Source organism: Azospirillum sp. TSH64 (assembly GCF_003116035.1).
In the GTDB taxonomy this organism is placed as follows: Bacteria; Pseudomonadota; Alphaproteobacteria; order Azospirillales; family Azospirillaceae; genus Azospirillum.
Genome location: NZ_LGQW01000015.1, coordinates 6,869,168 through 6,891,871, shown reverse-complemented (window position 1 = coordinate 6,891,871; position 22,704 = coordinate 6,869,168). Strand labels below are relative to the sequence as shown.

The 22,704-nt window shown below is 69.6% G+C and carries 22 protein-coding genes; 9 read left to right on the top strand and 13 right to left on the bottom strand.

All coding sequences use genetic code 11. From position 1 onward, the window contains the following. Position 1: 1 nt before the first annotated feature. The 6 genes from TSH64_RS32345 to TSH64_RS32320 form a co-directional block, all read right to left on the bottom strand. Complete coding sequence (locus TSH64_RS32345; protein WP_109451322.1) at positions 2 to 1,075, bottom strand: HAMP domain-containing sensor histidine kinase; 1,074 nt, start codon at positions 1,073 to 1,075, stop codon at positions 2 to 4. Positions 1,076 to 1,171: 96 nt separating this feature from the next. Next, complete coding sequence (locus TSH64_RS32340) at positions 1,172 to 2,890, bottom strand: oligopeptide/dipeptide ABC transporter ATP-binding protein (protein WP_109451320.1); 1,719 nt, start codon at positions 2,888 to 2,890, stop codon at positions 1,172 to 1,174. After that, the gene (locus TSH64_RS32335) at positions 2,887 to 3,687 is read right to left on the bottom strand and encodes an ABC transporter permease subunit (protein WP_109451318.1); all 801 of its coding nucleotides are present in this window, start codon (positions 3,685 to 3,687) and stop codon (positions 2,887 to 2,889) included. Before TSH64_RS32335 ends, TSH64_RS32340 begins: the two co-directional genes overlap by 4 nt. A 16-nt stretch (positions 3,688 to 3,703) precedes the next feature. Beyond that, positions 3,704 to 4,468: an ABC transporter permease subunit gene (locus TSH64_RS32330; RefSeq protein ID WP_109451316.1), complete on the bottom strand. Its 765-nt coding sequence runs from the start codon at positions 4,466 to 4,468 to the stop codon at positions 3,704 to 3,706. 109 nt (positions 4,469 to 4,577) lie between these two features. Further along, positions 4,578 to 5,270: a metallophosphoesterase family protein gene (locus tag TSH64_RS32325; protein WP_199237717.1), complete on the bottom strand. Its 693-nt coding sequence runs from the start codon at positions 5,268 to 5,270 to the stop codon at positions 4,578 to 4,580. A 12-nt stretch (positions 5,271 to 5,282) separates the two neighbouring features. After that, the gene (locus TSH64_RS32320) at positions 5,283 to 5,735 is read right to left on the bottom strand and encodes a DMT family transporter (protein ID WP_109451314.1); all 453 of its coding nucleotides are present in this window, start codon (positions 5,733 to 5,735) and stop codon (positions 5,283 to 5,285) included. A 203-nt stretch (positions 5,736 to 5,938) separates the two neighbouring features. Between TSH64_RS32320 and TSH64_RS32315 the strand changes: the two genes are divergently transcribed. From TSH64_RS32315 to pcp, 5 genes are all read left to right on the top strand, one after another. Next, positions 5,939 to 6,679 carry an AraC family transcriptional regulator gene (locus TSH64_RS32315; RefSeq protein WP_109451311.1) on the top strand — a complete coding sequence of 247 codons (741 nt, stop codon included), beginning with the start codon at positions 5,939 to 5,941 and terminating at the stop codon, positions 6,677 to 6,679. Positions 6,680 to 6,815: 136 nt separating this feature from the next. Then, on the top strand, positions 6,816 to 7,697 hold the full coding sequence (rpoH, locus tag TSH64_RS32310; protein ID WP_109451310.1) for an RNA polymerase sigma factor RpoH: 882 nt from the start codon (positions 6,816 to 6,818) through the stop codon (positions 7,695 to 7,697). A gap of 113 nt (positions 7,698 to 7,810) precedes the next feature. Then, positions 7,811 to 8,044: a hypothetical protein gene (locus TSH64_RS32305; RefSeq protein WP_109451308.1), complete on the top strand. Its 234-nt coding sequence runs from the start codon at positions 7,811 to 7,813 to the stop codon at positions 8,042 to 8,044. After that, positions 8,041 to 9,453: a tetratricopeptide repeat-containing glycosyltransferase family protein gene (locus TSH64_RS32300; protein ID WP_109451306.1), complete on the top strand. Its 1,413-nt coding sequence runs from the start codon at positions 8,041 to 8,043 to the stop codon at positions 9,451 to 9,453. Before TSH64_RS32305 ends, TSH64_RS32300 begins: the two co-directional genes overlap by 4 nt. A 29-nt stretch (positions 9,454 to 9,482) precedes the next feature. Next, positions 9,483 to 10,142, top strand: a complete 660-nt coding sequence (pcp, locus tag TSH64_RS32295; protein WP_247873270.1) for a pyroglutamyl-peptidase I — start codon at positions 9,483 to 9,485, stop codon at positions 10,140 to 10,142. A gap of 69 nt (positions 10,143 to 10,211) precedes the next feature. Here the strand turns inward: pcp and gcvA are convergent, their stop codons facing one another. Next, positions 10,212 to 11,108, bottom strand: coding sequence for a transcriptional regulator GcvA (gene gcvA, locus TSH64_RS32290; protein ID WP_109451304.1), 897 nt, complete (start codon positions 11,106 to 11,108; stop codon positions 10,212 to 10,214). 169 nt (positions 11,109 to 11,277) lie between these two features. On the opposite strand from gcvA, the gene TSH64_RS32285 reads away from it, so the two are divergent. Beyond that, positions 11,278 to 11,706, top strand: coding sequence for a VOC family protein (locus TSH64_RS32285; RefSeq protein ID WP_109451302.1), 429 nt, complete (start codon positions 11,278 to 11,280; stop codon positions 11,704 to 11,706). Between the two features lie 31 nt (positions 11,707 to 11,737). Here the strand turns inward: TSH64_RS32285 and TSH64_RS32280 are convergent, their stop codons facing one another. Continuing rightward, on the bottom strand, positions 11,738 to 12,661 hold the full coding sequence (locus TSH64_RS32280; RefSeq protein WP_109451300.1) for a LysR family transcriptional regulator: 924 nt from the start codon (positions 12,659 to 12,661) through the stop codon (positions 11,738 to 11,740). A 134-nt stretch (positions 12,662 to 12,795) separates the two neighbouring features. Between TSH64_RS32280 and TSH64_RS32275 the strand changes: the two genes are divergently transcribed. Beyond that, positions 12,796 to 13,509, top strand: a complete 714-nt coding sequence (locus TSH64_RS32275; protein ID WP_109453244.1) for an SDR family NAD(P)-dependent oxidoreductase — start codon at positions 12,796 to 12,798, stop codon at positions 13,507 to 13,509. Positions 13,510 to 13,534: 25 nt separating this feature from the next. Here the strand turns inward: TSH64_RS32275 and TSH64_RS32270 are convergent, their stop codons facing one another. After that, the gene (locus TSH64_RS32270; protein ID WP_211099172.1) at positions 13,535 to 15,082 is read right to left on the bottom strand and encodes an ABC transporter ATP-binding protein; all 1,548 of its coding nucleotides are present in this window, start codon (positions 15,080 to 15,082) and stop codon (positions 13,535 to 13,537) included. 11 nt (positions 15,083 to 15,093) lie between these two features. Then, positions 15,094 to 16,083: a BMP family ABC transporter substrate-binding protein gene (locus TSH64_RS32265; RefSeq protein ID WP_109451298.1), complete on the bottom strand. Its 990-nt coding sequence runs from the start codon at positions 16,081 to 16,083 to the stop codon at positions 15,094 to 15,096. 219 nt (positions 16,084 to 16,302) lie between these two features. Here TSH64_RS32265 and TSH64_RS32260 point away from each other — a divergent pair, with 219 nt between their 5' ends. After that, entirely contained in the window at positions 16,303 to 16,956 is a 654-nt protein-coding gene (locus TSH64_RS32260) for a LysE family transporter (RefSeq protein WP_109451296.1), read from the top strand. A gap of 21 nt (positions 16,957 to 16,977) precedes the next feature. On the opposite strand, the gene TSH64_RS32255 is transcribed toward TSH64_RS32260, so the two are convergent. Next, positions 16,978 to 17,640, bottom strand: coding sequence for a DedA family protein (locus TSH64_RS32255; protein ID WP_109451294.1), 663 nt, complete (start codon positions 17,638 to 17,640; stop codon positions 16,978 to 16,980). A 291-nt stretch (positions 17,641 to 17,931) separates the two neighbouring features. On the opposite strand from TSH64_RS32255, the gene TSH64_RS32250 reads away from it, so the two are divergent. After that, positions 17,932 to 19,632 carry a methyl-accepting chemotaxis protein gene (locus TSH64_RS32250; protein ID WP_109451292.1) on the top strand — a complete coding sequence of 567 codons (1,701 nt, stop codon included), beginning with the start codon at positions 17,932 to 17,934 and terminating at the stop codon, positions 19,630 to 19,632. Between the two features lie 313 nt (positions 19,633 to 19,945). On the opposite strand, the gene TSH64_RS32245 is transcribed toward TSH64_RS32250, so the two are convergent. Together TSH64_RS32245 and TSH64_RS32240 are read right to left on the bottom strand one after the other, a co-directional pair. After that, on the bottom strand, positions 19,946 to 20,758 hold the full coding sequence (locus TSH64_RS32245; protein WP_109451290.1) for an IclR family transcriptional regulator: 813 nt from the start codon (positions 20,756 to 20,758) through the stop codon (positions 19,946 to 19,948). Between the two features lie 112 nt (positions 20,759 to 20,870). Further along, complete coding sequence (locus TSH64_RS32240; RefSeq protein ID WP_247873269.1) at positions 20,871 to 22,283, bottom strand: sigma 54-interacting transcriptional regulator; 1,413 nt, start codon at positions 22,281 to 22,283, stop codon at positions 20,871 to 20,873. Positions 22,284 to 22,704: the final 421 nt, after the last annotated feature.

The following is a 22,704-nucleotide window of genomic DNA, read 5'->3' as shown; positions in this document are numbered from 1 at the left end:
CCTACCCCACCACCCGCTCCGGCGGAAAGCGCAGCCGCACCGTCGTGCCGTGCCCCGGTGCGCTGTCGACGGCGATGCTGCCGCCATGCAGCTCCACCAGGGCGGCGGTCAGCGGCAGGCCGAGGCCGGACCCATGCTGGGCCACCGTCATCGGATCATGGGCAGGGTCGTGGAGCTGTGCAAAGGCGGTCAGCGCCTGCGGAATGCGGTCGGGCGGCATGCCGCGGCCGTCGTCGGCGACCGTCAGGACCAGACCGCCATCCGCCTCATGCTCCGCCGACACCGTCACATGGCCCCCGGCAGCGGTGAATTTCAGCGCGTTGCCGACGAGATTGGTCAGCATCTGCCGGACCAGCGACGGATCGGCCCGCAGCAGCGGCAGATCGGCCGGCAGGCAGGCGGACAGGGTCACGCCCGACCGCTCCGCCCGGCCCGCCATCATCGACAGGGTGACGTCGACGATCAGGGCCGGCGGGCACTCCTCCTCATGCAGGTCCAGCCGGCCGGCCTCGATGCGGGCAAGGTCGAGCAGGTTGTTGATCAACTCCAGCATATAGTCGCCGGCGGCGACGATCTGGGCCGCCGCCTCGCCATAGCGCGGGCTGTCGGGCGGTCCCAGCAGCCGGTCGCGCAGCATCTCGGCGAAGCCGATGACGGCGGTCAGCGGCGTGCGCAGCTCGTGGCTCAGGTGATGGACATATTCGGACTTGCGGCGGTTGGCCGCGGCCAGTTCCAGCGCCTGGGCCTTCAGGCCGGCACTGTCGACCGCCCCCTCCAGCAGGATCAGGTCGCAGTCCGGCACAGGCACGATGCGGGCAGTCAGCGCGAGCGGCGGGCCGCCGGCTCCGCGGATGGTCACCGCTGCCTCGGTGGCCGTCGTTCCGGGTCCGGCCGGCTCGATCCGCAGGCTGCCGCCCGCCGCATCCGGGTCGAGCAGCGCGTGGGCGGTTCCGTTCAGCCAGACCACGCCGCCATCCTCCGCCCGCGCCAGCCACAGCGGCGTGGCGAGCCCGGCCAGCAGCTCCAGTGCCGGCAGACGGTTCAGATCGGGCATGGCGATGGACAGGGACGGCATCGGCTCCCCGGCGGCAGGCGTTCAGGATGACGAAACTTGCGTCCTGAAAGGATAACACAATGGCATGAAAACAGCCAGCCGTTGAGTCGATCCCGCTCACCCGTCCGTCGGCGTGTCCCAGTAATGGCAGGCCACATGGTGGCCGGGCGCCACCTCCTCCAGCGTCGGAACGGCCTGGGCGCAGAACTCCCGCGCCAGCGGGCAGCGGCGGCGCAGCGGACAGCCGGCCGGCTGGGCGAAGGCCGACGGCGCATCGCCCTCCAGCGCCGGGCGTTCGCCCTGCGCCGCCGCCAGCATCGCCCGGCTGTAGGGATGCAGCGGCGCCGTCCGCAGCGTTCCGGCGTCGGCGCTCTCCACCACCCGGCCAGCCAGCATCACGACGCCGCGATGGGCATCGCGCAGCCCTTCGTCATACCGCTCGGTCGCCAGGACCAGCGACAGCCGGCGGCGGTCGCGCACCGCCATCAGCGTGTCGAGGAAGGTTTCGCGCTCCTCCGCCGACAGGCTGGATGCCGGCTCGTCGGCGATCAGCACGCGCGGCTCCGACAGGATGGCGCGGGCAAGGCCGGCATGGGCGGCCTCCGCGACGCTCAGCGCCGACGGCCAGCGGAGCGCCGCTTCCGGACGCAGGCCGGCCTCCTCCAGCGCCTCGTCGATGCGGTGGTCGCGGCGGTCGGCGGCGATGTCCGGACGCAGGCTCTCCAGCACGAGGCCGAACTGGGCGCCGAGCGTCATCGCCGGGTCGAAGGAGGCGGCCGGGTCGGGGAACAGCGGTTGCAGGTCGCGCCGGGCACGGCGCAATCCACCGCGGTCGGGGTCGTCGCCCCTGCCGTCGCCCCTGCCGTCGGCCGCAGCCGGCGGCGCGGAGGCCGCCATCAGGTCGCGGCCCATCCACACCACCGCACCCGCCGTCGGCGGCGGCAGGCACAGCAGCGAGCGGGCGAGCGTCGCCTTGGCGCTGCCGGTCTCGCCCAGCAGGGCCAGCGTCTCGCCCGTCCGCACATCCAGGTCGATGCCGTGCAGCACCGCCAGAGACCGCGCCTCCCCCCGCGGGCCGGGGGCGAGCGGATAGGACATGCCGACGCCGCGGGCATGCAGGCGGGCGGCTCCTGGCTGCTCCAGCGGCGCCAGCGGTTCGGTCCTTGCCGGGCTGGGCGGCAGCAGACGGGCGCGGCGCAGCGCCAGCACCCGATCGGCCGGACCGGCCAGCCCATCCTCCGGCCGTCCGGCCAGGACCAGCGCCACCCCGTCGGCCCGCGCCCAGTCGGCCAACCGATGGAGAAGCCGCAGCCGCACCGTCGGGTCCAGCCCGGCAGCCGGCGCGTCGGCCAGCAGCACCGCCGGCCCCACCGCCACCGCCATGGCGAACAGGCAGGCCCAGCGCAGCTGTTCCGGCAGCTGTTCCGGCGGCAGGTCGAAACGCCGGGCGGCGGCGGGGACGCCCATGCGGTCCAGCCCGTCGGCCATGCGGCGCAGCGACGACCGCAGGTCGAGCCCCAGATGGTGGCCGACCACCTCCGCCACCTGCAGGGCCAGCGGCCGGCGCGGCGCCAGCCGGCCGCCCTGGGCGATCAGCAGATGCCCGTCGATGCGGGCGCTCCCCGCCATGTCGACACCGGCCGGCAAGCGGCCGGCGAGCGCCCCCAGCAGGGCGGTCTTGCCGCTGCCGGCGCCGCCGGTGATGGCCAGAACCTGCCCGCGCTCCACCCGCAGGGTGGCGCGGTCGAGCAGGACGCGGTCACCCAGCATGAGGGTCAGCGCCTCGGTTTCGACCGGCGCGGGCTTCGTGGCCCCAAGGACGGATGCATCGGTCATGGTTTGCGCTGTCCGGCCGCCATGCCGTCGGCGATGGCGCAGGCGGCCCAGAGGGCGAGCGCCAGCAGCAGGGCCGGCGGGACGAAGGCCACCGGGTCGCCCAGCCGTGCCGCCAGCCCGACCGAGGCGCCCCAGCTGCCCAGGGCCGGCGGCAGGCCGAGGCCGAGCAGGCTGGCGAAACTCTCCGCCGCCAGGACCCGCGGCAGGGCCAGCACCCCGGCGGCCAGCAGCGGGCGCGCCAGGTTGGGGATCAGGTGCCGGCGCACCACCTCGCCTTCCGCCAGGCCGGCGGCGCGGGCGGCGGTCAGGAACTCCGCCCGCATCAGGCCCGACAGCTCGGCATGGGCGAGAGTGGCGACCGCGGGGGCTGCCGTCAGCGCGGTGACCAGCGCCAGCAACCAGACCGGCCCCATCAGCCCGCCGGCAAGCGGAACCAGCAGGGCGAGCGGCCAGCCGGCCATCCGCTGGGCGGCGGCGATGGTGCGCCGCTCAGCCCGGCTGCCGGTCAGCGTGCCGAGCATCCCGGCCAGCAGCGCCCAGCCGATGCCCAGCAGCCCGCCCAGCACCGCGGCGAGCAGCGCGAAGGACAGGCTGCCCCGCCCGTCGAGCAGCGCCGCGGCGACCGGGTCGGCGTCCAGCCGGTGCACAGCACTGCCGTCGGCCATCAGCGGTGCTGCGGCGCAGGCGAGCGCCAGGGCGGCGAGGATGGCGGCACCCGACAGCCCGCGGGCAAAGCCGGCACGCGGGGTGTCCGGCGGAACCGGATGGGAAAGCGGCGGTTGGTCGTACTCGGCCATCGGCGTCCTTTTTCGGTCACGCCCCGTCGTAGGGCGTGGAGCTGTGGTTGGCCGGGTCGATCCAGTCGCGCACCCCGAGGCCCAGCGCGTTCAGCAGGGCGGTCAGCCCGCCCAGCGCCACCAGGACCGGCACCGCCCCGGCGGCCGATCCGGCGCGGGCGGCATCGACCATCAGCGCCCCCGCCCCCGGCAGGTCCAGCAGGCTTTCCAGCGCCACCGCACCGACCATCGCCGCCAGCACAGCAGCGCGCAAGCCTCCCATCACCGGGGCGACCGCCTGCGGCAGGGCGTGGTGGCGCAGCACGGTGCGTTCATCCAGCCCCAGCCCGCGGGCCATCCGCACCGCCCCACCCTCCGGCCCCGAGCCCAGGGCGCGGCCCATCGCCGGGCGCGCCAGCCGGGCGGCCTGGCAGGCGGCGGGAATCGACAGGGCGGTCCAGCCCAGCGGCGCCGCCGACGCCCCGGCCCGCACAGCCAGAGCCGCAGCCGCCGCCAGCAGGAAGCCCGGCAGCAGCGGCCCGGCGCCGGACAGCAGCCGGCCGACCAGCCCGCCGGCCGACCGCGGCGCGACCGCGGCCCAGGATCCGGCGAGCGTGCCCAGCGCGGTTCCGACCGCCAGCGACGGCAGCGTCAGCAGAAGCGTCACCACCAGCCCGCGCAGCAGCGCCATGGCGGCATCCGGCTGCGGCGCCACCAGCGCCGACAGCCCGACCCCCGCCAGCATCGGCAGGACGGCGGTCGGCACGGCATCGATCAGGCGGCGGATCACGGGACGCGGCATCTGGGCAGGGGGACCGGTGGGGAAAGACCATATGTGGGGCGACATGCGACCGTAAGCGCCCCTACCCCGCCGGGCAACAGAATTAGCGTCGGAGGGCGACCGCGTCCGATCAGACCGAACCGGTTTCGAGAATGGCGACCAGTTCGCGTTCGACAGGATGCGGAAAGCCAAGGCTCTTGAGCTTCGCAATCGTCGCCTGGACCGGATAGCGAAAGGATTTGAGTGCGAAACGACCGTCCTCGCAGACGGCGTAGCTTGCCAGCGTCGTGCCGTTGCGAGGCTGGCCGAGGCTTCCCGGATTGAGCACCACCCTGTCGCCGATCCTGCGCAGCATCGGCACATGGGTATGCCCGACGAGGAGGACATCGGCCCGCACTCCGTCGAGTTCCCTTTCCCACCCGGCGGCATCGCCGGGGTGCCGGCCATAGAGCGGATCCGACGGCATCGCGTGCGTCAGGTGGAACCGGAGGCCGTCGCGCTCGGCCTGCGCCTGCTGCGGAAGCCCGCGCAGATAGGCCTTCTGCGCGTCGCCGAGGGCGGCGGACGTGTAGCGTCTGGTCGCTTCGGCCAACGGCCGATAGCGCGCGCTCCAGCGCGAGTCGTCGCCGTGCGCCACCGCATGGTCGTGGTTTCCCTGGATCGCCAGCGACGCCTTCTCCATGATGTCGGTGACCACCTCGTTCGGTTGCGGCCCGTAATTGACGAGGTCGCCCAGCACCCAGAGTTCGTCATACGCCTCGGGCAGGGCGCGCAAGGCGTCGTGGTTGCCGTGGATGTCGGATATGATGACCAGCTTCACCATAGCCTCCCGGTGTCAGGCACGGATCAGGACGACGCCCAGCAGCAGGAACGCCGCACCGGCCAGCCGGGTGAGGCTCACCGGGTGGTGGGGAAGCCCGAACAGGCCGAAATGGTCGAAGGCGAGCGAGCCGAGCATCTGGCCGACGACGATCAAAGCGAGCACGGTCGCGGCGCCGAGGCGGGGAACCATCAGGATGGCGGTCCCGATGAACAGCGCGCCGAAAAGACCCCCCGTCCAGGACAGCCACGACGTCGGTCCGGCCAGCTGGTCGGTGAGCCGGGGGCCGGAGGATGTCAGCGCCACCGCCAGCATCGCCAGCATGCCGACGAGGTAGCTGACGAAGCCCGCCCACCAGGGCGACCCGAGCTCGGCCCGCAGGTTTGCGTTCAGCACCTGCTGCAAAGCGACGCTCACGCCGGCGCCGACGACGAGAAGATAGGAAAAGGCGGACAAGGCGGCGGTCATGCCGTACTCCCCGAAAACATGCCGGCCGGCATGGAGGGTTTTCCATGCGGCGCGTCCCGGAGGATGGATAGCAGCGCATGACCTCCGCCGTCTGGAACGCATGTGACCGGGCCGCGGCCTTGCCCATGCAACCGGAGTTTGATTATGGTTGCGCGACCGTCGATTTTCCGAAAGGGCTACGGCCGGAAGCGGGGTGGTTCGTCATGACGGCATCGTTTCAGCTTCCCAGCGGCATGGGCATCGCCGGCATGGGCAAAGGCGGTGCCTGGAACTATTGGCGGCCGCTCAGCCGCGACATCGTCGAACTCGGCGTCGTGTGCGGACAGGACGTCTCGCTGCCGGTGCATTTCCATGACGAGGACCAGCTGACCTTCGTCCTGTCGGGCCGCCGGCGCTTCCTGATCGGGGACATGCCGGTCGATGTCGCACCGGGCCGGGGGGTGAGAATTCCGGCCGGAACGCCGCACAGCTCGCTTTCCGAACCGGCCGATGTCTTCTGCATCAACATCTACACCCCGCCCGCGGCCTGCGACGCCGCCGCCCTGTTTGCCGGGATGGCCCTGCGGTGGCGGCAGGGGAGCATCGACTGGCCCGATCTGGCGGCGATGATCGGGACTCACCGGTGCGAGGCCGGCATGCCGGCGCAACGGGTGGAGGCGATAACTCCCTCCTGGGAAACGGTCGGCGAGGGCGCCCGCCTCGCCGGGATGAGCCGCGAAGGTTTCTCGCGCAGGTTCCGCAGGCAGCATGGTGTCGCGCCGCAGCTCTTCCGGCTGTCCGAACGATTGAACGAGGCGCGGCGCCTGCTGCGCGCCGGAGACCCGGTCGCCGCCGTGGCGGCCGAAGCCGGCTTTTCCGATCAAAGCCATCTCGGCCGCTGTTTCCGGCGCGCCTTCGGCGTCACGCCGGGCCAGTACCGCCGGAACCTGCCGCCGGCCCCCTGAGCCTCCCATACCCGACCGCCGCACTTGACTTACAGCACCAGTTTTGTACTATATGCCTGCCTGCTCCGCCGGAGAGGCCTGGGCCCGCCGATAGGGGGTCCTGAACCCGTCATATCGCTTTGCACGAGGATGTGACATGAGCACCGCCATCGCCCTCCGTTCGCCCGATTCCGGCGAATCGCTGTCCCGCTACATCAACGACACGCACCGTTACCCGGTCCTGACGGCCGAGGACGAATACATGCTGGCCAAGGCCTGGACCGAGCATGGCGATGTCGATGCGGCGCACAAGCTGGTCACCAGCCACCTCCGTCTCGTCGTCAAGATCGCCGGCGGTTACCGCGGCTACGGCCTGCCGCTGTCCGACCTGATCGCCGAGGGCAATCTCGGCCTGATGACCGCCGTCAAGAAATTCGAGCCCGAACGCGGCTTCCGCCTGTCCACCTACGCGATGTGGTGGATCAAGGCCTCGATCCAGGATTACATCCTGCGGTCCTGGAGCCTCGTGAAGATCGGCACCACCGCCGCGCAGAAGAAGCTGTTCTTCAGCCTGGGCCGCCTGAAGCGGAAGCTGGGCGAATATGGCAGCGGCGACCTGCAGCCCGACAGCGTCACCAGCATCGCCACCGACCTTTCCGTGCCGGAAGAGGACGTGGTCGCCATGAACCGCCGTATGTCGGGGCCGGTGGCCTCGCTGAACGCGCCGATGAGCGCCGACGGCGATTCGGGCGAATGGCAGGATCTGCTGGCCGACGAGCGTCCGTCGGTGGAGGAATCGCTGGTCGAACGCGGCGAGGCCCGCCAGCGCAGCGCCCTGCTGCACGAGGCGATGGCCGTGCTGAACGACCGCGAGCGCGACATCCTGACCAGCCGCCGTCTGTCCGACAGCCCGCTGACCCTGGAGGATCTGTCGGTCCGCTACGGCGTCAGCCGCGAGCGCATCCGCCAGATCGAGGAAAAGGCCTTTGAGAAGGTCGCCCGCCAGACCCGTGTCCTGGCGGCGGCCGTCGCGGCCTGATCCTGGGCCCGGTCTGACATCGGCTTGCGGATTCCGCGCCAGCTTCGGCGGGCTGCGCCGTGTAACCCCTCCATCAGCGCCGGCGGTTTCCGCCGGCCTCGTGGAGGCGGCCCATGTCGAAAACCAATTCGTCGAAAACCATCCCCCGGACATCCTTCCCCCGGACCTCGGCGATCGAGGTCATCAAGGACGCGCTGGCCCTGTATGAGAGCAACAGGATCGGCCGCTGGCAGGTCATCAACCGCCTGATCCATCTCGGCCTGTCGGCGGACGACGCCAACGTCATCGCCGACCATGGCAGCATCCCGCCGCATCTCCTGGGGGCTCTCGGCGTTCCGCGCCGATGAGTGCCGCCCGATCCGGCGTCGAAACCGGTTTCGGCATGGCGCTGCGCCTGCACCGGGCCGGATGCTGGGCGCAGGCGCTGGCGGTCTATGACCGGCTGCTGGGCGACCCGCGTCTGCCTTCCGCGCAGGCGGCGCAAGCCTATGCCAACCGCGGCGCGGCCCTGCGCCGGCTCGGCCGGGCGGACGAGGCGGTGTCGTCCTGCATCGAGGCGCTGGTCCGCTGCCCCGACATGGCCGAGGCCTATGCCAACCTCGGCGCGATCCTGCAGGAGGCCGACCATCCACTGGCCGCCATCGACGCCTGCCGCCGGGCCATCGCGCTGGCCCCCGGCCTCTACACCCCCTATCTGGCGATGGCCCATGCCGGGCAGGATTGCGGCGACCATCGCGGCGCGCTGGCCCTGCTGCGCCGTGCGGCTGCCCTCGCCCCGGCAATGCCGAGCGTGCGCTACAATCTGGCCGAGGCGCTGCTCCAGCATGGGCTCTTCGCGGAAGGCTGGCAGGCATACGAGGCGCGCTGGCAGGCACGGGAACTGGCGCTGACCAAGCCCGCCTGCACCAACCCCGAATGGGTGGGCCAGGACATCGCCGGCAAGACCCTGCTGGTGGTGGAGGAACAGGGCTTCGGCGACACACTGCACTTCATCCGCCTGATCCCGCTGGTGAAGGCGCGCGGCGCGCGGCGGATCGTCCTGCAATGCAGGGCGCCGCTGGTCCGGCTGCTGGCCGGCATGGAGGGCGTCGATGCGGTGACCGCCGCCCTGCCCGATCCCAACGCCTACGATCTCTGGGTGCCGCTGCTGTCGCTGATGCAGCGGCTGGCGGTGCCGCCCGACCGCATTCCGGCGGCGGTGCCCTATCTCACGCCCCCGCCGGATGCCGTCCGGCATTGGACAGGAGCCCTGCCGGAGACGGAGGATTTGCGGGTCGGGCTGGTCTGGGCCGGCGACCCGCGGCTGGGCCATGCCGCCGCCAGCCGGACCGACGCCCGCCGCAGCGTTGCCCTTGCCCAGCTTGCGCCGCTGCTGACGGTGCCGGGCGTGTCCTGGGTCAGCCTGCAAAAGGGACCGGCGGCGGCTCAGCTGGACGGGCCCGCGCTCTTCGACCCGATGTCCGGCGTCACCGACTTCGCCGACACCGCGGCCATCGTCCGGCAGCTCGACCTCGTGATCGGGGTGGACACCGCCCTCGTCCATCTCGCCGGGGCGCTGGGCGTGCCGGTGTGGGTGCTGTCGCGCTTCAGCGGCTGCTGGCGCTGGCTGCTCGACCGCGACGACAGCCCCTGGTACCCGACGCTCCGCCTGTTCCGCCAGCAGCGCCCCGGCGATTGGGCGCCGGTGGTGGCGCGGGTGCGCGAAGAGCTGTTGCGCGCGGCGCGGCTCCCCCGCCATCATCGCGGTCCGGCTTGAGCACGATGAAATTTCGTAAGGACTCTGCGATGCCGACCGTCCTGCCAACCATCCTTCTGACCGGCTTCGAGCCGTTCGGCGGCGAGCCCGTCAACCCGTCCTGGCAGGCGGTGCGGCAGCTGGACGGCTGGGAGTGCCGCGGCCACCGTGTCGCCGCCCGGCTGATGCCCTGCGTGTTCGGCGCGGCGCTCGACGCGCTGGACCGCGCGGTGGCGGAAACCGACCCGGTGGCCCTGCTCGCCGTCGGGCAGGCACAGAGCCGGGCGGAGCTGTCGCTGGAGCGGGTGGCGGTCAACCTCGACGACGCCCGCATCCCCGACAATGCCGGCAATCGGCCGGTCGATGCGCCGGTCGCGGCGGGCGGCCCAGCGGCCTATTTCACCAGCCTGCCGGTCAAAGCCATCGCCGCCGCCCTGCGCGAGGCCGGCATCCCCGCCGCCCTGTCGCACAGCGCCGGCAGCTTCGTCTGCAACCACCTGTTCTATGGCGCCTGCCACCTGCGGGCGGTGCGGCGGCCGAGCTTGCGCGTCGGCTTCCTGCACATCCCGCTCGCGCCGGAGCAGGCGGTTCGCCACCCGGGAGCCCCGTCGATGGCGGTCGAGCAGGTGGTCGCCGGCCTGCGCATCGCCGTGGACACCCTGCTGGCGACCGCCGAGGACCGGCATGAGGCGACCGGCACGCTGGAGTAGCCGGACTCCGGCTTTTCGGTTTTCCGTCCGGTTCACGCTTCAGACGATACCGTCTGAAGCAATCGCACTCTACGCCACCTCGGTCAGCAGCCACTCCTTGAAGCGGCGCACCCGGCGCGCCCGCTCGGCGCCCGGCGCGTGGGCGATCAGGTAGCGGCCGCGCGGCCGCAGCGTCTCGGTGAAGGGCTGGACCAGCCGCCCCGACGCCACATCGTCCCCGACCAGGAAGACCGGCAGCAGGGCCACCCCCATGCCCGCCGACGCCGCTTCGATGATCATGAAGAAATGCTCGAAGGCCAGCGACAGCGCCGCCTCGGGCAGCGGCAGGCCGAAGGCGGCGAGATAGACGCGCCAGGAATCGGGCCGGGTGGTGTGCTGCAACAGCCGATGCTGCGCCAGATCGGCGGGATGGCTCAACGGCGGCCCCTGCTCCAGCAGCGACGGCGCGCAGAAGACGCCCATCGTCTCAGGCATCAGGGTCGCGATCTCGGCTCCTGGCCATTCCTCCACGCCATAGCGGATGGCGACGTCGATGCGCTCCTTGGCGAAATCGACACGGTGCTCGCCGACGCTGACCTCGACCTGGATGTCGGGGTTCTCCGCCTGGAAGCCCTTCAGCCGCGGGATCAGCCAGCGCTGCGTCAGGGTCGGCAGCGCGCTGACCCGCAGCACCCCGCCCTCCTGCGCGCGGGCCGCCCGCGCCGCCGCGGCGATGCGGTCGAGCGCCGCCGACGCCTCGCCATAGAAGGCCGCCCCGGTCGGCGTCAGCTCGATGCCGCGGCCGACACGGCGGATCAGCTCGACCCCCAGATCGGCCTGGAGGGTCTGCATCATGCGGCTGACCGCGCCCTGGGTCACCGCCAGCTCGTCCGCCGCCCGGGTGAAGCTGAGATGGCGGGCCACCGCGACGAAGCTGCGAACGGCATTGAGCGACGGCAAATGGCGTCCGGAAGCGCGGTCGGGCATGGGCAATCCGAATCATGAGTTGAACTCATAAATCTCTGCCTGAGAACTCGTTTGTCAAGTGTGCGGGGATACGCTCTGCTGGGGGCACCAACAGCCGCTACTGGCAACCGCCCTTGGCAGCCAACCATGGCAGCTCACCGCCACCCGGTCCTGAAAGGCCAACCCTCCGATGACGACGCTGACGCCCTTCCACATCGCCTTCCCGGTCGACGATCTGGCCGCCGCCCGCCATTTCTACGGCACCGTCCTGGGCTGCCCGGAGGGACGCAGCAGCGACGAGTGGATCGACTTCGACCTGTTCGGCCACCAGATCGTCGCCCACCTGAAGCCGCGCGACCCCGGCGCCGCCCCAGCCCACCACAACCCGGTGGACGGCCACGACGTGCCGGTCCCGCATTTCGGCGTCGTGCTGCAACCCGCCGACTGGGACACCTTCGCCGAGAAGCTGAAGGCCGCCGGCGTCAAGTTCGTGATCGAGCCCTACACCCGCTTCAAGGGTCAGGTCGGCGAACAGTCCACCATGTTCTTCCTCGATCCCGCCGGCAACGCGCTGGAATTCAAGGCCTTTGCCGACATGTCGAAGCTGTTCGCGAAGTAACCGGTTGGAGAGCACGGGCCGCGGGCCGTCCTCACGGATAGGCCCGCCGGCACACCGCGGCGATGGTCTCGCGGAGCCAGCGGTGGGCCGGGTCGGCCTGGAGGCGCGGATGCCAGATGGCGGAGATGGCGAAATCCGCCGTCCGCACCGGCAGTTCAAAGCTGTCCAACCCCTGGCCGCCGGGATACCCGCCCGTCAGCCCGTTGCCCAGGCAGGAGCGCGGGACCGCCGCGATCAGGTCCGACCCGGCGGCGACCCGCATCGCATCGGGGTAGCGCGGGACGACCAGCGGCACGCGGCGGCTGAGGCCCAGATCCGCCAGCGCGTCGTCGACCGGTCCATGGAACTCGCCCCGGCGCGACGCGGCGACATGGCCGCAGGCGGCATAGCGGTCCGCCGTCACCGCGCCGTCCGCCAGCAGCGGATGCCCGCTGCGGGCGACGCCGACCAGCCTGTCGCGAAACAGAAGCTGCGTCAGCAACTCCGGCGCCGAGGTGCCGAGCACGCCGATCTCCAGGTCGATCCGCCCGTCCCGCAGCGGCTCCGCCTCCTTGTCGGGCTTCGGCACGAACCGCAGGCTGACATGCGGTGCCGCGTCCGCCACCGCAGCCATCACCGCCGCAGCCATCAGTTCCACGAACCCCTCGCCGGCCCGGATGGTGAAGGTGCGATGGAGCGACGCGAGATCCAACCGCCCGGCCGCAGGCTGAAGGACAGCCTGCACGTCGCGGCAGAGTGCATGGACGTGGCCGGCAATCTCCTCGGCATAGGGCGTCGGGACAAGGCCGCGGCCGGCCTGGACCAGCAGCGGATCGCCCGTCACCCGGCGCAGGCGTGCAAGCGTCCGGCTCATGGCGGACGGGCTCAGGCCCAGACGGCGGGCGGCACCCGTCACGCTGCGTTCGGTGAGCAGCGCATCCAGCGGCAGGAGAAGGTTCAGATCGATGGCCTGCATCGGCGCAGGATAGCCCGCCGCTCTTCCCATGCATAGCGCCGGACGCAATCGATCTTTGCATCCTGTGCGTCTGGCGCAAAGCCAGGGCCCCGGACATATGGAGCATGGACAGCGACAGCAGGAGCCACGATCCCATGCAGCATCTCCCCACCGACACCCATCGCAGCATTCTGCTGGTCGGCGCGTCGCGCGGCCTCGGCCATGCCATGGCCGCCGAATTCCTGAAGAAGGGCTGGAATGTTCTCGGCACGGTGCGCGGTCCCAATCGCACCGAGCTGCACGATCTGGCCGACGCCCATCCCGGCCGGGTCGAGATCGAAAGCCTCGACATCTGCGCGCCCGACCAGCTGGCCGCGCTCCGCGACAGGCTGGCGGACCGGACGTTCGACATGCTGTTCGTCAATGCCGGAACAGCCAACCGCGACCCAACGCAGACCATCGGCGAGGTTTCGACCGACGAGTTCATCCACGTCATGACCACCAACGCCCTCGGCCCGATGCGAGTCATCGAAGGCCTGGAGGGCAACGTCACCGCCGCGGGGCTGATCGGGGTGATGTCGTCGGGTCAGGGAAGCATCGCCAACAACCTGTCCGGCCGGCGCGAGCTTTATCGCGGCAGCAAGGCGGCGCTGAACATGTTCATGCGCAGCTTCGCGGCGCGTCAGGCCGGCACCGACCGACCGCTGGCGGTGATGGCGCCGGGCTGGATCCGCACCGCGCTCGGCGGCGCCGATGCGCCGCTGTCCATCGAGGACAGCATTCCGAAGCTGGTCGATGTGCTGCTCGCCAAGCTGGACAGGCCCGGTCTGCAGTATCTCGACTATCGGGGGCAAACGGTTCCCTGGTGAGGGACGTGGTGAGGGACGGCGCCCCTCACCCGCACCCTGCCATCATCAGCCCCAGCGTCTTCTCGTCCGCCTGGTCCGGCATCACCTCGCCGACGATATGGCCGTCGAACATCACGACGATGCGGTCGGACAAGGCGCGGATCTCGTCGAGTTCGACCGAGACCAGCAGGATCGCCTTGCCCTGGTCGCGCAGGGCGACCAGCCGGCGGTGGATGAACTCGATGGCGCCGATGTCGACGCCGCGGGTGGGCTGGCCGACCAGCAGCAGGTCGGGGTTCCGCTCGATCTCGCGGGCCAGCACGATCTTCTGCTGGTTGCCGCCGGAGAAGTTGGCCGCCGCCAGCGACCCGTCGCGCGGGCGGGTGTCGTATTCCTCCATCCGGCGGGCGCAGCTCTCGGCCACCGCGTCGCGGTCGAGCAGCACCCGGCCGTTCCAGGCCGGATCGTCCTGGAAACCCAGGATCGAGCATTCCTCCGCCGAGAAACTGGTGACGAGCCCGACCTTCTGCCGGTCCTCCGGCACATGGCCCACCCCCAGGCCGCGCAGCGCACGGGCGTTGAAGCGGTCCGGATGCCCAGCCAGTTCCTCCCCGCGCAGGCGGACCGAGCCGCCGGCGATGGGCCGCATGCCGGCCAGAGCCTCCAAGAGTTCGGACTGGCCGTTGCCGGACACGCCGGCGATGCCGACGATCTCGCCGGCCCGCACCGACAGGCCGACGCCCTTCACCCGCTCGACGCCGGAGGGATCGCGCACCCGCAAGCCCTCGACCCGCAAGACCTCCGTCCCCGGTTTGGCCGGCGTCTTGTCGACCCGCAGCAGAACCTTGCGGCCGACCATCAGCTCGGCCAGCTGCTCCCGGCTGGTGTCGCAGGTGGCGACGTTGGCGACCACTTGCCCCCGCCGCATCACCGTGACATTGTCGGTCAGCTCCATGATCTCGCGAAGCTTGTGGGTGATGATGACGACCGTCTTGCCCTGCTGGCGCAGCGCCCGCAGGATGCGGAACAGATGGTCGGCCTCCTGCGGGGTCAGCACGCCGGTCGGCTCGTCGAGGATCAGGATGTCGGCGCCGCGATAGAGCGCCTTCAGGATCTCGACCCGCTGCTGGGCGCCGACCGGCAGGTCGCCGACCGGGCTGTCGAGATCGACCTCCAGCCCATAGTCGCGCGCCAGCCGGGTCAGTTCGGTCCTGGCCCGGGCAAGGCCGCCCGCCAGCGTGACGCCGCCCTCCGCCCCCAGCAGCACATTCTCCAGCACGCTGAAGGGGTCCACCAGCATGAAGTGCTGGTGGACCATGCCGATGCCGGCAGCCAGGGCGTCGCGCGGGGTGCGGATGGCGGCGGGATTGCCGTTCACCCGGATTTCCCCGCTGTCGGCGCGCAGATAGCCGTAGACGATGCTCATGATCGTCGACTTGCCGGCGCCGTTCTCGCCGATCACCCCATGGATGGTGCCGGCCGGGACCGACAGCGACACGTCGCGGTTGGCATGGTTGGTGCCGAACCACTTGTTGATCGCCACCGTTTCCAGGGCGACTTCCGACCGGATGGCCGGCGCGTTTGCCTGCGTCATGAAGGGTCCGCTTACGGCTGGTACGGCTTGACCGCCAGCGAGCCCGCGATGATCTGCTTCTTCGCCTCTTCCAGCTTCGCTTCCATCTCCGGCGTGATCAGCTTGCGGTTGTTGTCGTCCAGCGCATAGCCGACGCCGTCCTCCTTCAGCCCGACGACGCGGTGCCCGGCCTTCCAGCTGCCGTCCTTCGCCGACTTCATGCAGTCATAGACGACGACGTCCACCCGCTTGACCATCGAGGTCAGGACCTTGCCGGGATGGACATGGTTCTGGTTGCTGTCGACGCCGATGGACAGCTTGCCGGCATCGGCCGCCGCCTGCAGCACGCCGAGACCGGTGGCGCCCGCCGCGGCGAAGACCACGTCGGCCCCGCGGCCGAACTGGCTCTTGGCCAGCTCCGCCCCGCGGCCGGGGTCGTTCCAGGCGGCAGGCGTGGTGCCGGTCATGTTGACGAACACCTCGTCGGCGGCAGCGACATGCTTCACGCCCTGCTCGTAGCCGGTCAGGAAGTTGCGGATCAGCGGGATGTCCATGCCGCCGATGAAGCCGACCTTGGCAGTCTTCGACGCCAGCGCCGCGGCCATGCCGACCAGGAAGGATCCCTCCTCCTCCTTGAAGGTCACCGACTGGACGTTGGGGGCGTCCAGCTTGTCGTCGATCAGGCAGAACTTGGTGTTGGGCGATTCCTTCGCCACCTTGTCCACCGCCGCGGTCTGCGAGAAGCCGACGGCGACGATGACCGAGGCGCCGCGGCGGACCAGCGTGCGCATGGCCTGCTCGCGCTGGCCCTCGTTGGTGATCTCGAACTCGCGGTAGGCGGTGCCGGTTTCCTTCTTGAACCGCTCGGCGCCGTTATAGGCGGCCTCGTTGAAGGACTTGTCGAACTTGCCGCCCTGGTCGAACACCACGGCCGGCGAGAAGTCGTCGGCCAGCGCCGGAGCGCCGACTCCCGCTCCGGCCGCGGTCACCGCCAGCATGGCTGCAAGAATACGCGTCTTCATGTCCCACCCACTCCCGGCTGCGGAAACTTGACCCAAAGGATAACCGCGCCATGATTTCACACAACAGGGAAAGCGGACGATGCAACGGAGCGAATCGGGTCTCCCCCGGTTGACGCCAGGGACGGGGGCGTTTATCACCCCCGCCGACAGTCATTGCGACGAACTGGCGATGGACACGGCCATCTGAACCTGGCCACAAGAAAATGGGGGCGACGCTCGGTGAACGAAGTCTGGGTGCTCTTGCAGGGAATCGCTCTTGGATTCGCCATCGCCGCACCCGTCGGGCCGATCGGTCTGCTGTGCATCCGCCGCACCCTCCAGCACGGCCCCCTGATGGGCTTCTTCACCGGATTCGGCGCCGCGGTGGCCGACACCTTCTATGGCGCCATCGCCGCCTTCGGCGTGTCGGCGGCGCTCAGCTTCCTGCGCGGGCACGAGATCGCCTTCCAGCTGATCGGCGGCATCTTCCTGCTGGTGGTGGCGGTCCGCACCTTCCGCCAGCATCCCGACGCCGACGAGCGCGAGGCGGCCTCCGCCCCCGACAGCAAATCCTGGCTGGCCGGCTTCATGACCGGCCTGTCGCTGACCCTGACCAACCCGGCGACCATCATGGCCTTCATCGCCATCTTCGCCGGCTTCGGACTGGGCGGCACGCTGGACCGGCTGGAAGCCTCGACCCTGGTGCTGGGTGTCTTCATCGGCTCGTCGCTGTGGTGGATAACGCTGTCGATGGGGGTGGCCGCCGTTCGCCACCGCATCTCCGACCGCGGGCTGACCATGCTGAACCACTGCACCGGCGTGGCGCTGGGCCTGTTCGGCCTGTGGGCGCTGGGCATGGCCGCCACCGGCATCGTCGGGATGGCGACGGCCTGATCCCCGGGCAGCGACTGCCTCTCAGCAGCCTGCCGACGGCGTGATGCCCGGCGCCTCCGCGGCCGTGCCGCCCTTGCGCAGCAGATGCAGGTGTTTGGACAGCCGCCAGAGATAGAGGCCGACCAGCACCACCAGCAGCCCGACGGTGAAATAGCCGACCAGCCGGTGCGCGAAGGGCCAAGTGGACAGCATGTAGCCGGTCCAGGCCAGCAGCAGCGTCCACAGCACCGACCCGATGCCGGACGCCAGCGAATAGTTCAGGATCGACATCTTGCAGGCGCCGGCCGGGATCGAGATCAAAGTCCGCACCCCCGGCACCGGTTGCGAGAACAGCACCGCCAGCCCGCCGCGCTTGGCGAACCAGTCGGTGCTCTGCCGCACCTTCTTCGGATTGATGGTCAGCCAGGGGCCGTACTTCTTCAAGAACGCCTCCAGCCGGTCGCGGCCCATCAGCCGGCTCGGCAGGAACCACACCAGCTGTCCGGCCAGCGAACCGAGCCCGCCGGCGATGGCGACCCCGACCAGCGTGAACTCGCCGGTCGCCGCCCCGATCCCGGCCAGCGGGATCACCGACTCGGCGGGGATCGGCGGGAAGACCCGCGCCAATGCCACCAGAAAGAAAATTCCGACATAGTGGAGGTTGTGCATCACCTGCACCAGCCAGTCCGTCAAGCCGCCTGCCAAGACTCTTCTCCCCTGCCGGAATCCAGCCGCATTCCGAAAACGGCCCGCCGTCATGAAGAGTTCCCGACCGCAAAGGCGCAAACGACGGAAGATCGGGTTCGCCCAATGGCAGAACATCATCCCGACCGGAGATACTTTAAAATCATTCCAAGAATACGACTTTCTTCATAGGTTGTATTTTGCAACGCCGTGTAAAGCAATTTTAAGATTATACAATGCACATAATGAATTTCTAATAAAAATAACATGTAAACTTGTAAATAAAACTCGCAACTTGAGGGGTATTAAGGGATGTCTTTGGGCAATCTTAAAATCTCGATGAAGATCATGCTGATCGTCGGCATGCTGTCCGTGGTGAGCATGACCATTGCCGGTTTCGGCGCAATTGGATTGCAATCCCTTGGATCTGCGATCACGGACCTTGACGAAGCGACGACGGAGGTGCGTCTCAGTTCCCGCCTCAACCGCCTGCTCGCCGAAATCAACCGCGACGAATACAGCCTCGCGATCGATCCGGGCGAGGTCGGCACCGTCTCGACTGCCATCGGGGAACGCCGCAAGGCGATTGCCGACGCCATCACGCGGCTCAAGGGCACGGTCGAAGGGGAGCAGGTGGCCATCCTGCTGAAGATCGAACGCCAGCTTCCCGCCTATTACGAGAAGCTGGTGGCGTCCCTCGATGCGGCGCGCAAGCTCCAGGGCTCGTCCACGCTGACCGATGGGCAGCGGACGATGAAAATCGCCGTGGAGGCGAGCCGTGCCGATATCCGGAGCCTGCGCAGCGACATCACGGCCTTCCTCGATTTCACCGAGAAGGACTCGACCGAACTGGCGCGAGCGGCCGAGGCGATGGCGGCCTTGAAGCTGACCTGGATGTTCGTCCTCGCCGGCGTCGGAACCGTGGCGGGGCTTCTGCTCGGCCTGCTGGTCTCGCAGAAGGGCATCGTCCGGCCGATCAAGTCCATCGTCTCGTCGCTGCGCGGGCTTGCCGACGGCAACCTGACGGTCGAGATCGCCGGAACGGGCCGCCGCGACGAGGTGGGGGAGATCGCCGAAACCGCCAGCGTCTTCAAAGCCAACCTGATCCGCAGCCGCGAGTTGGAAGAGCAGGCGAAGCAGGCCGAGGCCAGGGCGGCGTCGGAGCGCAGGCAGGCCATGCTCGGCCTGGCGGACGAGTTCGAGACGAGCATCGGCACCGTCGTCGAGGCGGTCTCCAGCGCCGCGGCGCAGCTCCAGTCCACCGCGCGGACCATGTCGGCGGTCGCCGAGGAGACGGCCCGCCAGTCGACGGCGGTCGCCGCCGCGACCGAACAGGCCTCGGCCAACGTACAGACGGTGGCGGCGGCCTCGGAAGAACTCAGCAGTTCCATCGGCGAGATCAGCCGGCAGGTGGCCGAGTCCGCCACCATCTCCGGCCAGGCGGTGAGCGAGGCCGAGCGCACCAACGGCACGGTCGAAGGGCTGGCCGTGGCGGCCCAGCGGATCGGCGACGTGGTCAGCCTGATCCAGAACATCGCCAGCCAGACCAACCTGCTGGCACTCAACGCCACCATCGAGGCGGCGAGGGCCGGCGAGGCGGGGAAAGGCTTCGCCGTGGTCGCCAGCGAGGTGAAGCAGCTCGCCAACCAGACCGCCAAGGCGACCGAGGACATCTCCACCCAGATCGCGGAAATCCAGACCCAGACCGGCGGCGCCGTCACCGCCATCCGCAACATCGGCCGCACCATCACCCAGGTGAACGAGATCTCCAACAGCATCGCCGCGGCGGTCGAGGAGCAGACTGCCGCCACCGGCGAGATCGGCCGCAACGTCCAGCAGGCGGCAGAGGGAACCCAGGAAGTCTCCTCCAGCATCGCCGGCGTCAGCAAGGCCGCCGACGAGGCCGGCACCTCGTCGAACGAGGTGCTGTCCGCCGCCTCGCTGCTGTCGCAGGAGGCGGGGCGCCTGCGCGATGAGGTGGACGGTTTCCTGTCGCGGGTCAGGGCGGCCTGACGGGCCAACAAAAGGCTTAACAGCAGGCCGGAACCGCGGGACCAGATCCCGGAAGGGCGGAGACGGCGGGGCGTTGGATTGAACGTGCCCGCACATCCCCGAAATCCCCGCCCTTCCGGGGGGCCGGCCACCCCTGGCACCGAATGGAGGACCGGCCTGAACAGGACAAACCGGATCGGGAAGCCTGTCTAGAACGATTCAAAGAATGGCTATAAACACCTGATCAGTCCAATCGATTTTTCAGGATACCTCGATAGGAAAAACCGATTGGCGCGGGATGGCTAGCGGCGTCCGGGTCGCTCCACCTGGCCCATCACCCGTTGAACAGGGTCGCGTCGATTCGCCGGACCATCGCCACCAACCGCGGTGCAAACTCCTCCTCCAGCCTCTTCAGATCGACCATGAAGGCCGGTCCGCCGCAGTTGAAGGCCAGCACCTGCGAGCCGTCGCGCGGCACGAACGGGACGCCGACGGCATGGACCTCCGACTTCCAGGCACCGATGGAGCGGCAATAGCCGCGCGTCCGGTAATCCTCGACGGCCTGGAGGATGCCGTCGCGGATCTGCGGCCAGCGCTCCCCCTCATGCTCTTCCAGCTTCGCCATCAAGGGCGCGCGTTCCGCCTCCGGCAAGGCAGCCAGATAGGCGCGGCCCATGCCGGTGGTCGACAGCTTGATGTGGGAGCCGACATCCAGCGACAGGGTGATCGGGCCGGTGGCCTTGCAGCATTCCAGATAGATCATGCTCAGCCGGTCGCGCCCGCCCAGCGCCACCGCCAGCCCGGTCTCGTCGGCCAGTTCCTGCATCAGCGGGCGGGCGACCTGCCGGATGCCCATGCCCGACAGGCTGGCATATCCCAGCGCCAGCACCGAGGTGCCGAGCCGGTACTTGCCGGTGGTGTGGTCGTAGGAGAGGTATCCCAGCTTGGCCAGCGTGTAGGTCAGCCGCGACACCGTCGGCTTGGGCAGGCCGGTGCGCTGCGCCAGCTCCAGGTTGCCGAGCATCGATTCGTTGCGGCGGAAGGCGCGCAACAGTTCCAATCCGCGGGCGAGTGCCGTGACGAAGCGCGGATCCTTCTCGTCCTCCGCCAGATCGTCGGCGACCAGAGCCTCTTCCCGCCTGCGCATGCCCGAACCCTCCCGCAAACCTTTGCGGGACGATCCTGCCAGCCGCTGGTCAGCACGTCAATGAAACAGCATTCCGCAGTACGAAATTTGCTGCGTCCCGCCTGTGCCGACGCTACTGGGTCGCCCCCAGCCCCAGCGTCACCATGCGTTCGTACAGCGACGCGCGCGAAATGCCCAGCAGCTTCGCCGCCCGCGCCTTGACCCCGTTGGCCTCCTCCAGCGCCGCGGCGATGGCGTGGCGCTCGGCGGCGTGCAGAACCTCCTGCAACGGCCGTGCCCCCGCCGCCAGCGGCAGGGCCGACGCGCCGGCCGGATGCTGGCCGGGGAGCACGCTGCGGATGTGCGGTGCCGTCAGGATCGGCGCGTCGGTCAGCGCCACCACCCGCTCCAGCGTGTTGTAAAGCTCGCGCACATTGCCGGGCCAGTCATAGTCGCGCAGCACCTGCACCGCCGATTCCAGCAGTTCGCGCGGCGGCGTGCCCTGCTGGATCGCCAGCTGTTCCAGGATGCGGTCGGCGATGCTCTCGATGTCTTCCGGCCGGTCGCGCAGGGGCGGCAGGGTGATCGGCACCACGTTCAGCCGGTAATAGAGGTCGGCGCGGAACTGCTTCTCGCGCACCAGGGCATGCAGGTCGCGGCTGGTGGCGGCGATGATGCGCACATCGACCCGCACCACCTTGTTGGAGCCGAGCGGCTCGATTTCCCGCTCCTGCAACACGCGCAGAAGCTTGGCCTGCACCGGCAGCGGCATGTCGCCGATCTCGTCGAGGAACAGGGTGCCGCCGTTGGCGAGCTGGAACTTGCCGTCGCGGTGACGGCGGTCGGCGCCGGTGAAGGCGCCGGGGGCGACGCCGAAGAACTCCGCCTCCAGCAGGGTTTCCGGAATGGCGGCGACATTGACGCCGACGAAGGGCTTGGACGCCCGCGGGCTGGCCGAATGGATGGCCTGGGCCAGCAGTTCCTTGCCGGTCCCGGTCTCGCCCAGCAACAGGACGGTCGAATCCATCTGGGCGGCGCGGCGGCCCAGCCGCTTGATCTCACGGATCGATTCGCTGGCGCCCAGGAACTGCGAGAAGGAGTATTTGGCGCGGCGTTCATGTGCCAGCTCCTGCTGGGTGCGGGCCAACTCCTCCTGCATCTTCTCGTATTTGCGGACCAGCGGGCGGAGATATTCGGCGCGGTCGAACAGCACGAAGCCGATGGCGCCGATGATCGAGCCGTCGGTGCCGAACAGCGGCATCCGCGTCACCACGAAGGACCGGTCGTCGAACTCCATGATGTCCAGCGGCTGCGGCTGGCCGCTGTCGATCACCCGGCGCAGCTGGCTGTTGGGGATGACGTCCTCCACCTGCCGACCGCGCGGATCGCCGGGAACGCCCAGCAGCGCCTTGTACTTCTCGTCCATCCAGGCGATGCGGCCGGCGTGATCGACGGCGACGGCGCCGACGCACATGGATTCCAGATGCTCGAACAGGGAGTGGACCGCCCGCTGGCGCAGCGCTTCGAAATCCACGGTGTCGCCCACGTCACCCTCCCAAACGGGACCGATCTTCGTCGTCCCGGTGTCGAGGCCCCTTGCGATGCCCGCTTTGGGGTCTGCTGCGTTGCAGCGCAATTTGCCAACAATATCAGAGGTCAACATAGTAGCCCATCCGTCGGATTAAAGGGAAGGCGCACAGGATCGGGCGGGTGCGCGCGGTCATCCGCACCCGTTCATCAGACCAGACCTTTATGGAACGCCTCGCGGGCGCGCTTTTTAAAAAGGCAACCCGGACCTGTTCTCTACATCCTCCGCCATACCCCTTCGCGATTTCCGGATTTTCAACTCACGCGCGTGAGAGTCGGGTGAGGGGATGAGGAAAAAGAGGGGGACCTTTCGGTCCCCCCTGGGGGAGTTCTGTCAGGAGTTCCGCGGAAACGGCCCGCGGGGTCAGTGCCCCCGCTTC

Coding starts and splice junctions, on each gene's coding strand:
- TSH64_RS32285 (WP_109451302.1), top strand. CDS start 11,278: ATGACGACGCTGACGCCCTTCCACATCGCCTTCCCGGTCGACGATCTG.
- TSH64_RS32250 (WP_109451292.1), top strand. CDS start 17,932: ATGTCTTTGGGCAATCTTAAAATCTCGATGAAGATCATGCTGATCGTC.
- TSH64_RS32335 (WP_109451318.1), bottom strand. CDS start 3,687: ATGGCCGAGTACGACCAACCGCCGCTTTCCCATCCGGTTCCGCCGGAC.
- TSH64_RS32275 (WP_109453244.1), top strand. CDS start 12,796: ATGCAGCATCTCCCCACCGACACCCATCGCAGCATTCTGCTGGTCGGC.
- TSH64_RS32325 (WP_199237717.1), bottom strand. CDS start 5,270: ATGGTGAAGCTGGTCATCATATCCGACATCCACGGCAACCACGACGCC.
- TSH64_RS32340 (WP_109451320.1), bottom strand. CDS start 2,890: ATGACCGATGCATCCGTCCTTGGGGCCACGAAGCCCGCGCCGGTCGAA.
- TSH64_RS32265 (WP_109451298.1), bottom strand. CDS start 16,083: ATGAAGACGCGTATTCTTGCAGCCATGCTGGCGGTGACCGCGGCCGGA.
- TSH64_RS32330 (WP_109451316.1), bottom strand. CDS start 4,468: ATGCCGCGTCCCGTGATCCGCCGCCTGATCGATGCCGTGCCGACCGCC.
- TSH64_RS32245 (WP_109451290.1), bottom strand. CDS start 20,758: ATGCGCAGGCGGGAAGAGGCTCTGGTCGCCGACGATCTGGCGGAGGAC.
- TSH64_RS32270 (WP_211099172.1), bottom strand. CDS start 15,082: ATGACGCAGGCAAACGCGCCGGCCATCCGGTCGGAAGTCGCCCTGGAA.
- TSH64_RS32315 (WP_109451311.1), top strand. CDS start 5,939: ATGACGGCATCGTTTCAGCTTCCCAGCGGCATGGGCATCGCCGGCATG.
- pcp (WP_247873270.1), top strand. CDS start 9,483: ATGCCGACCGTCCTGCCAACCATCCTTCTGACCGGCTTCGAGCCGTTC.
- TSH64_RS32300 (WP_109451306.1), top strand. CDS start 8,041: ATGAGTGCCGCCCGATCCGGCGTCGAAACCGGTTTCGGCATGGCGCTG.
- TSH64_RS32280 (WP_109451300.1), bottom strand. CDS start 12,661: ATGCAGGCCATCGATCTGAACCTTCTCCTGCCGCTGGATGCGCTGCTC.
- TSH64_RS32320 (WP_109451314.1), bottom strand. CDS start 5,735: ATGACCGCCGCCTTGTCCGCCTTTTCCTATCTTCTCGTCGTCGGCGCC.
- TSH64_RS32345 (WP_109451322.1), bottom strand. CDS start 1,075: ATGCCGTCCCTGTCCATCGCCATGCCCGATCTGAACCGTCTGCCGGCA.
- rpoH (WP_109451310.1), top strand. CDS start 6,816: ATGAGCACCGCCATCGCCCTCCGTTCGCCCGATTCCGGCGAATCGCTG.
- gcvA (WP_109451304.1), bottom strand. CDS start 11,108: ATGCCCGACCGCGCTTCCGGACGCCATTTGCCGTCGCTCAATGCCGTT.
- TSH64_RS32305 (WP_109451308.1), top strand. CDS start 7,811: ATGTCGAAAACCAATTCGTCGAAAACCATCCCCCGGACATCCTTCCCC.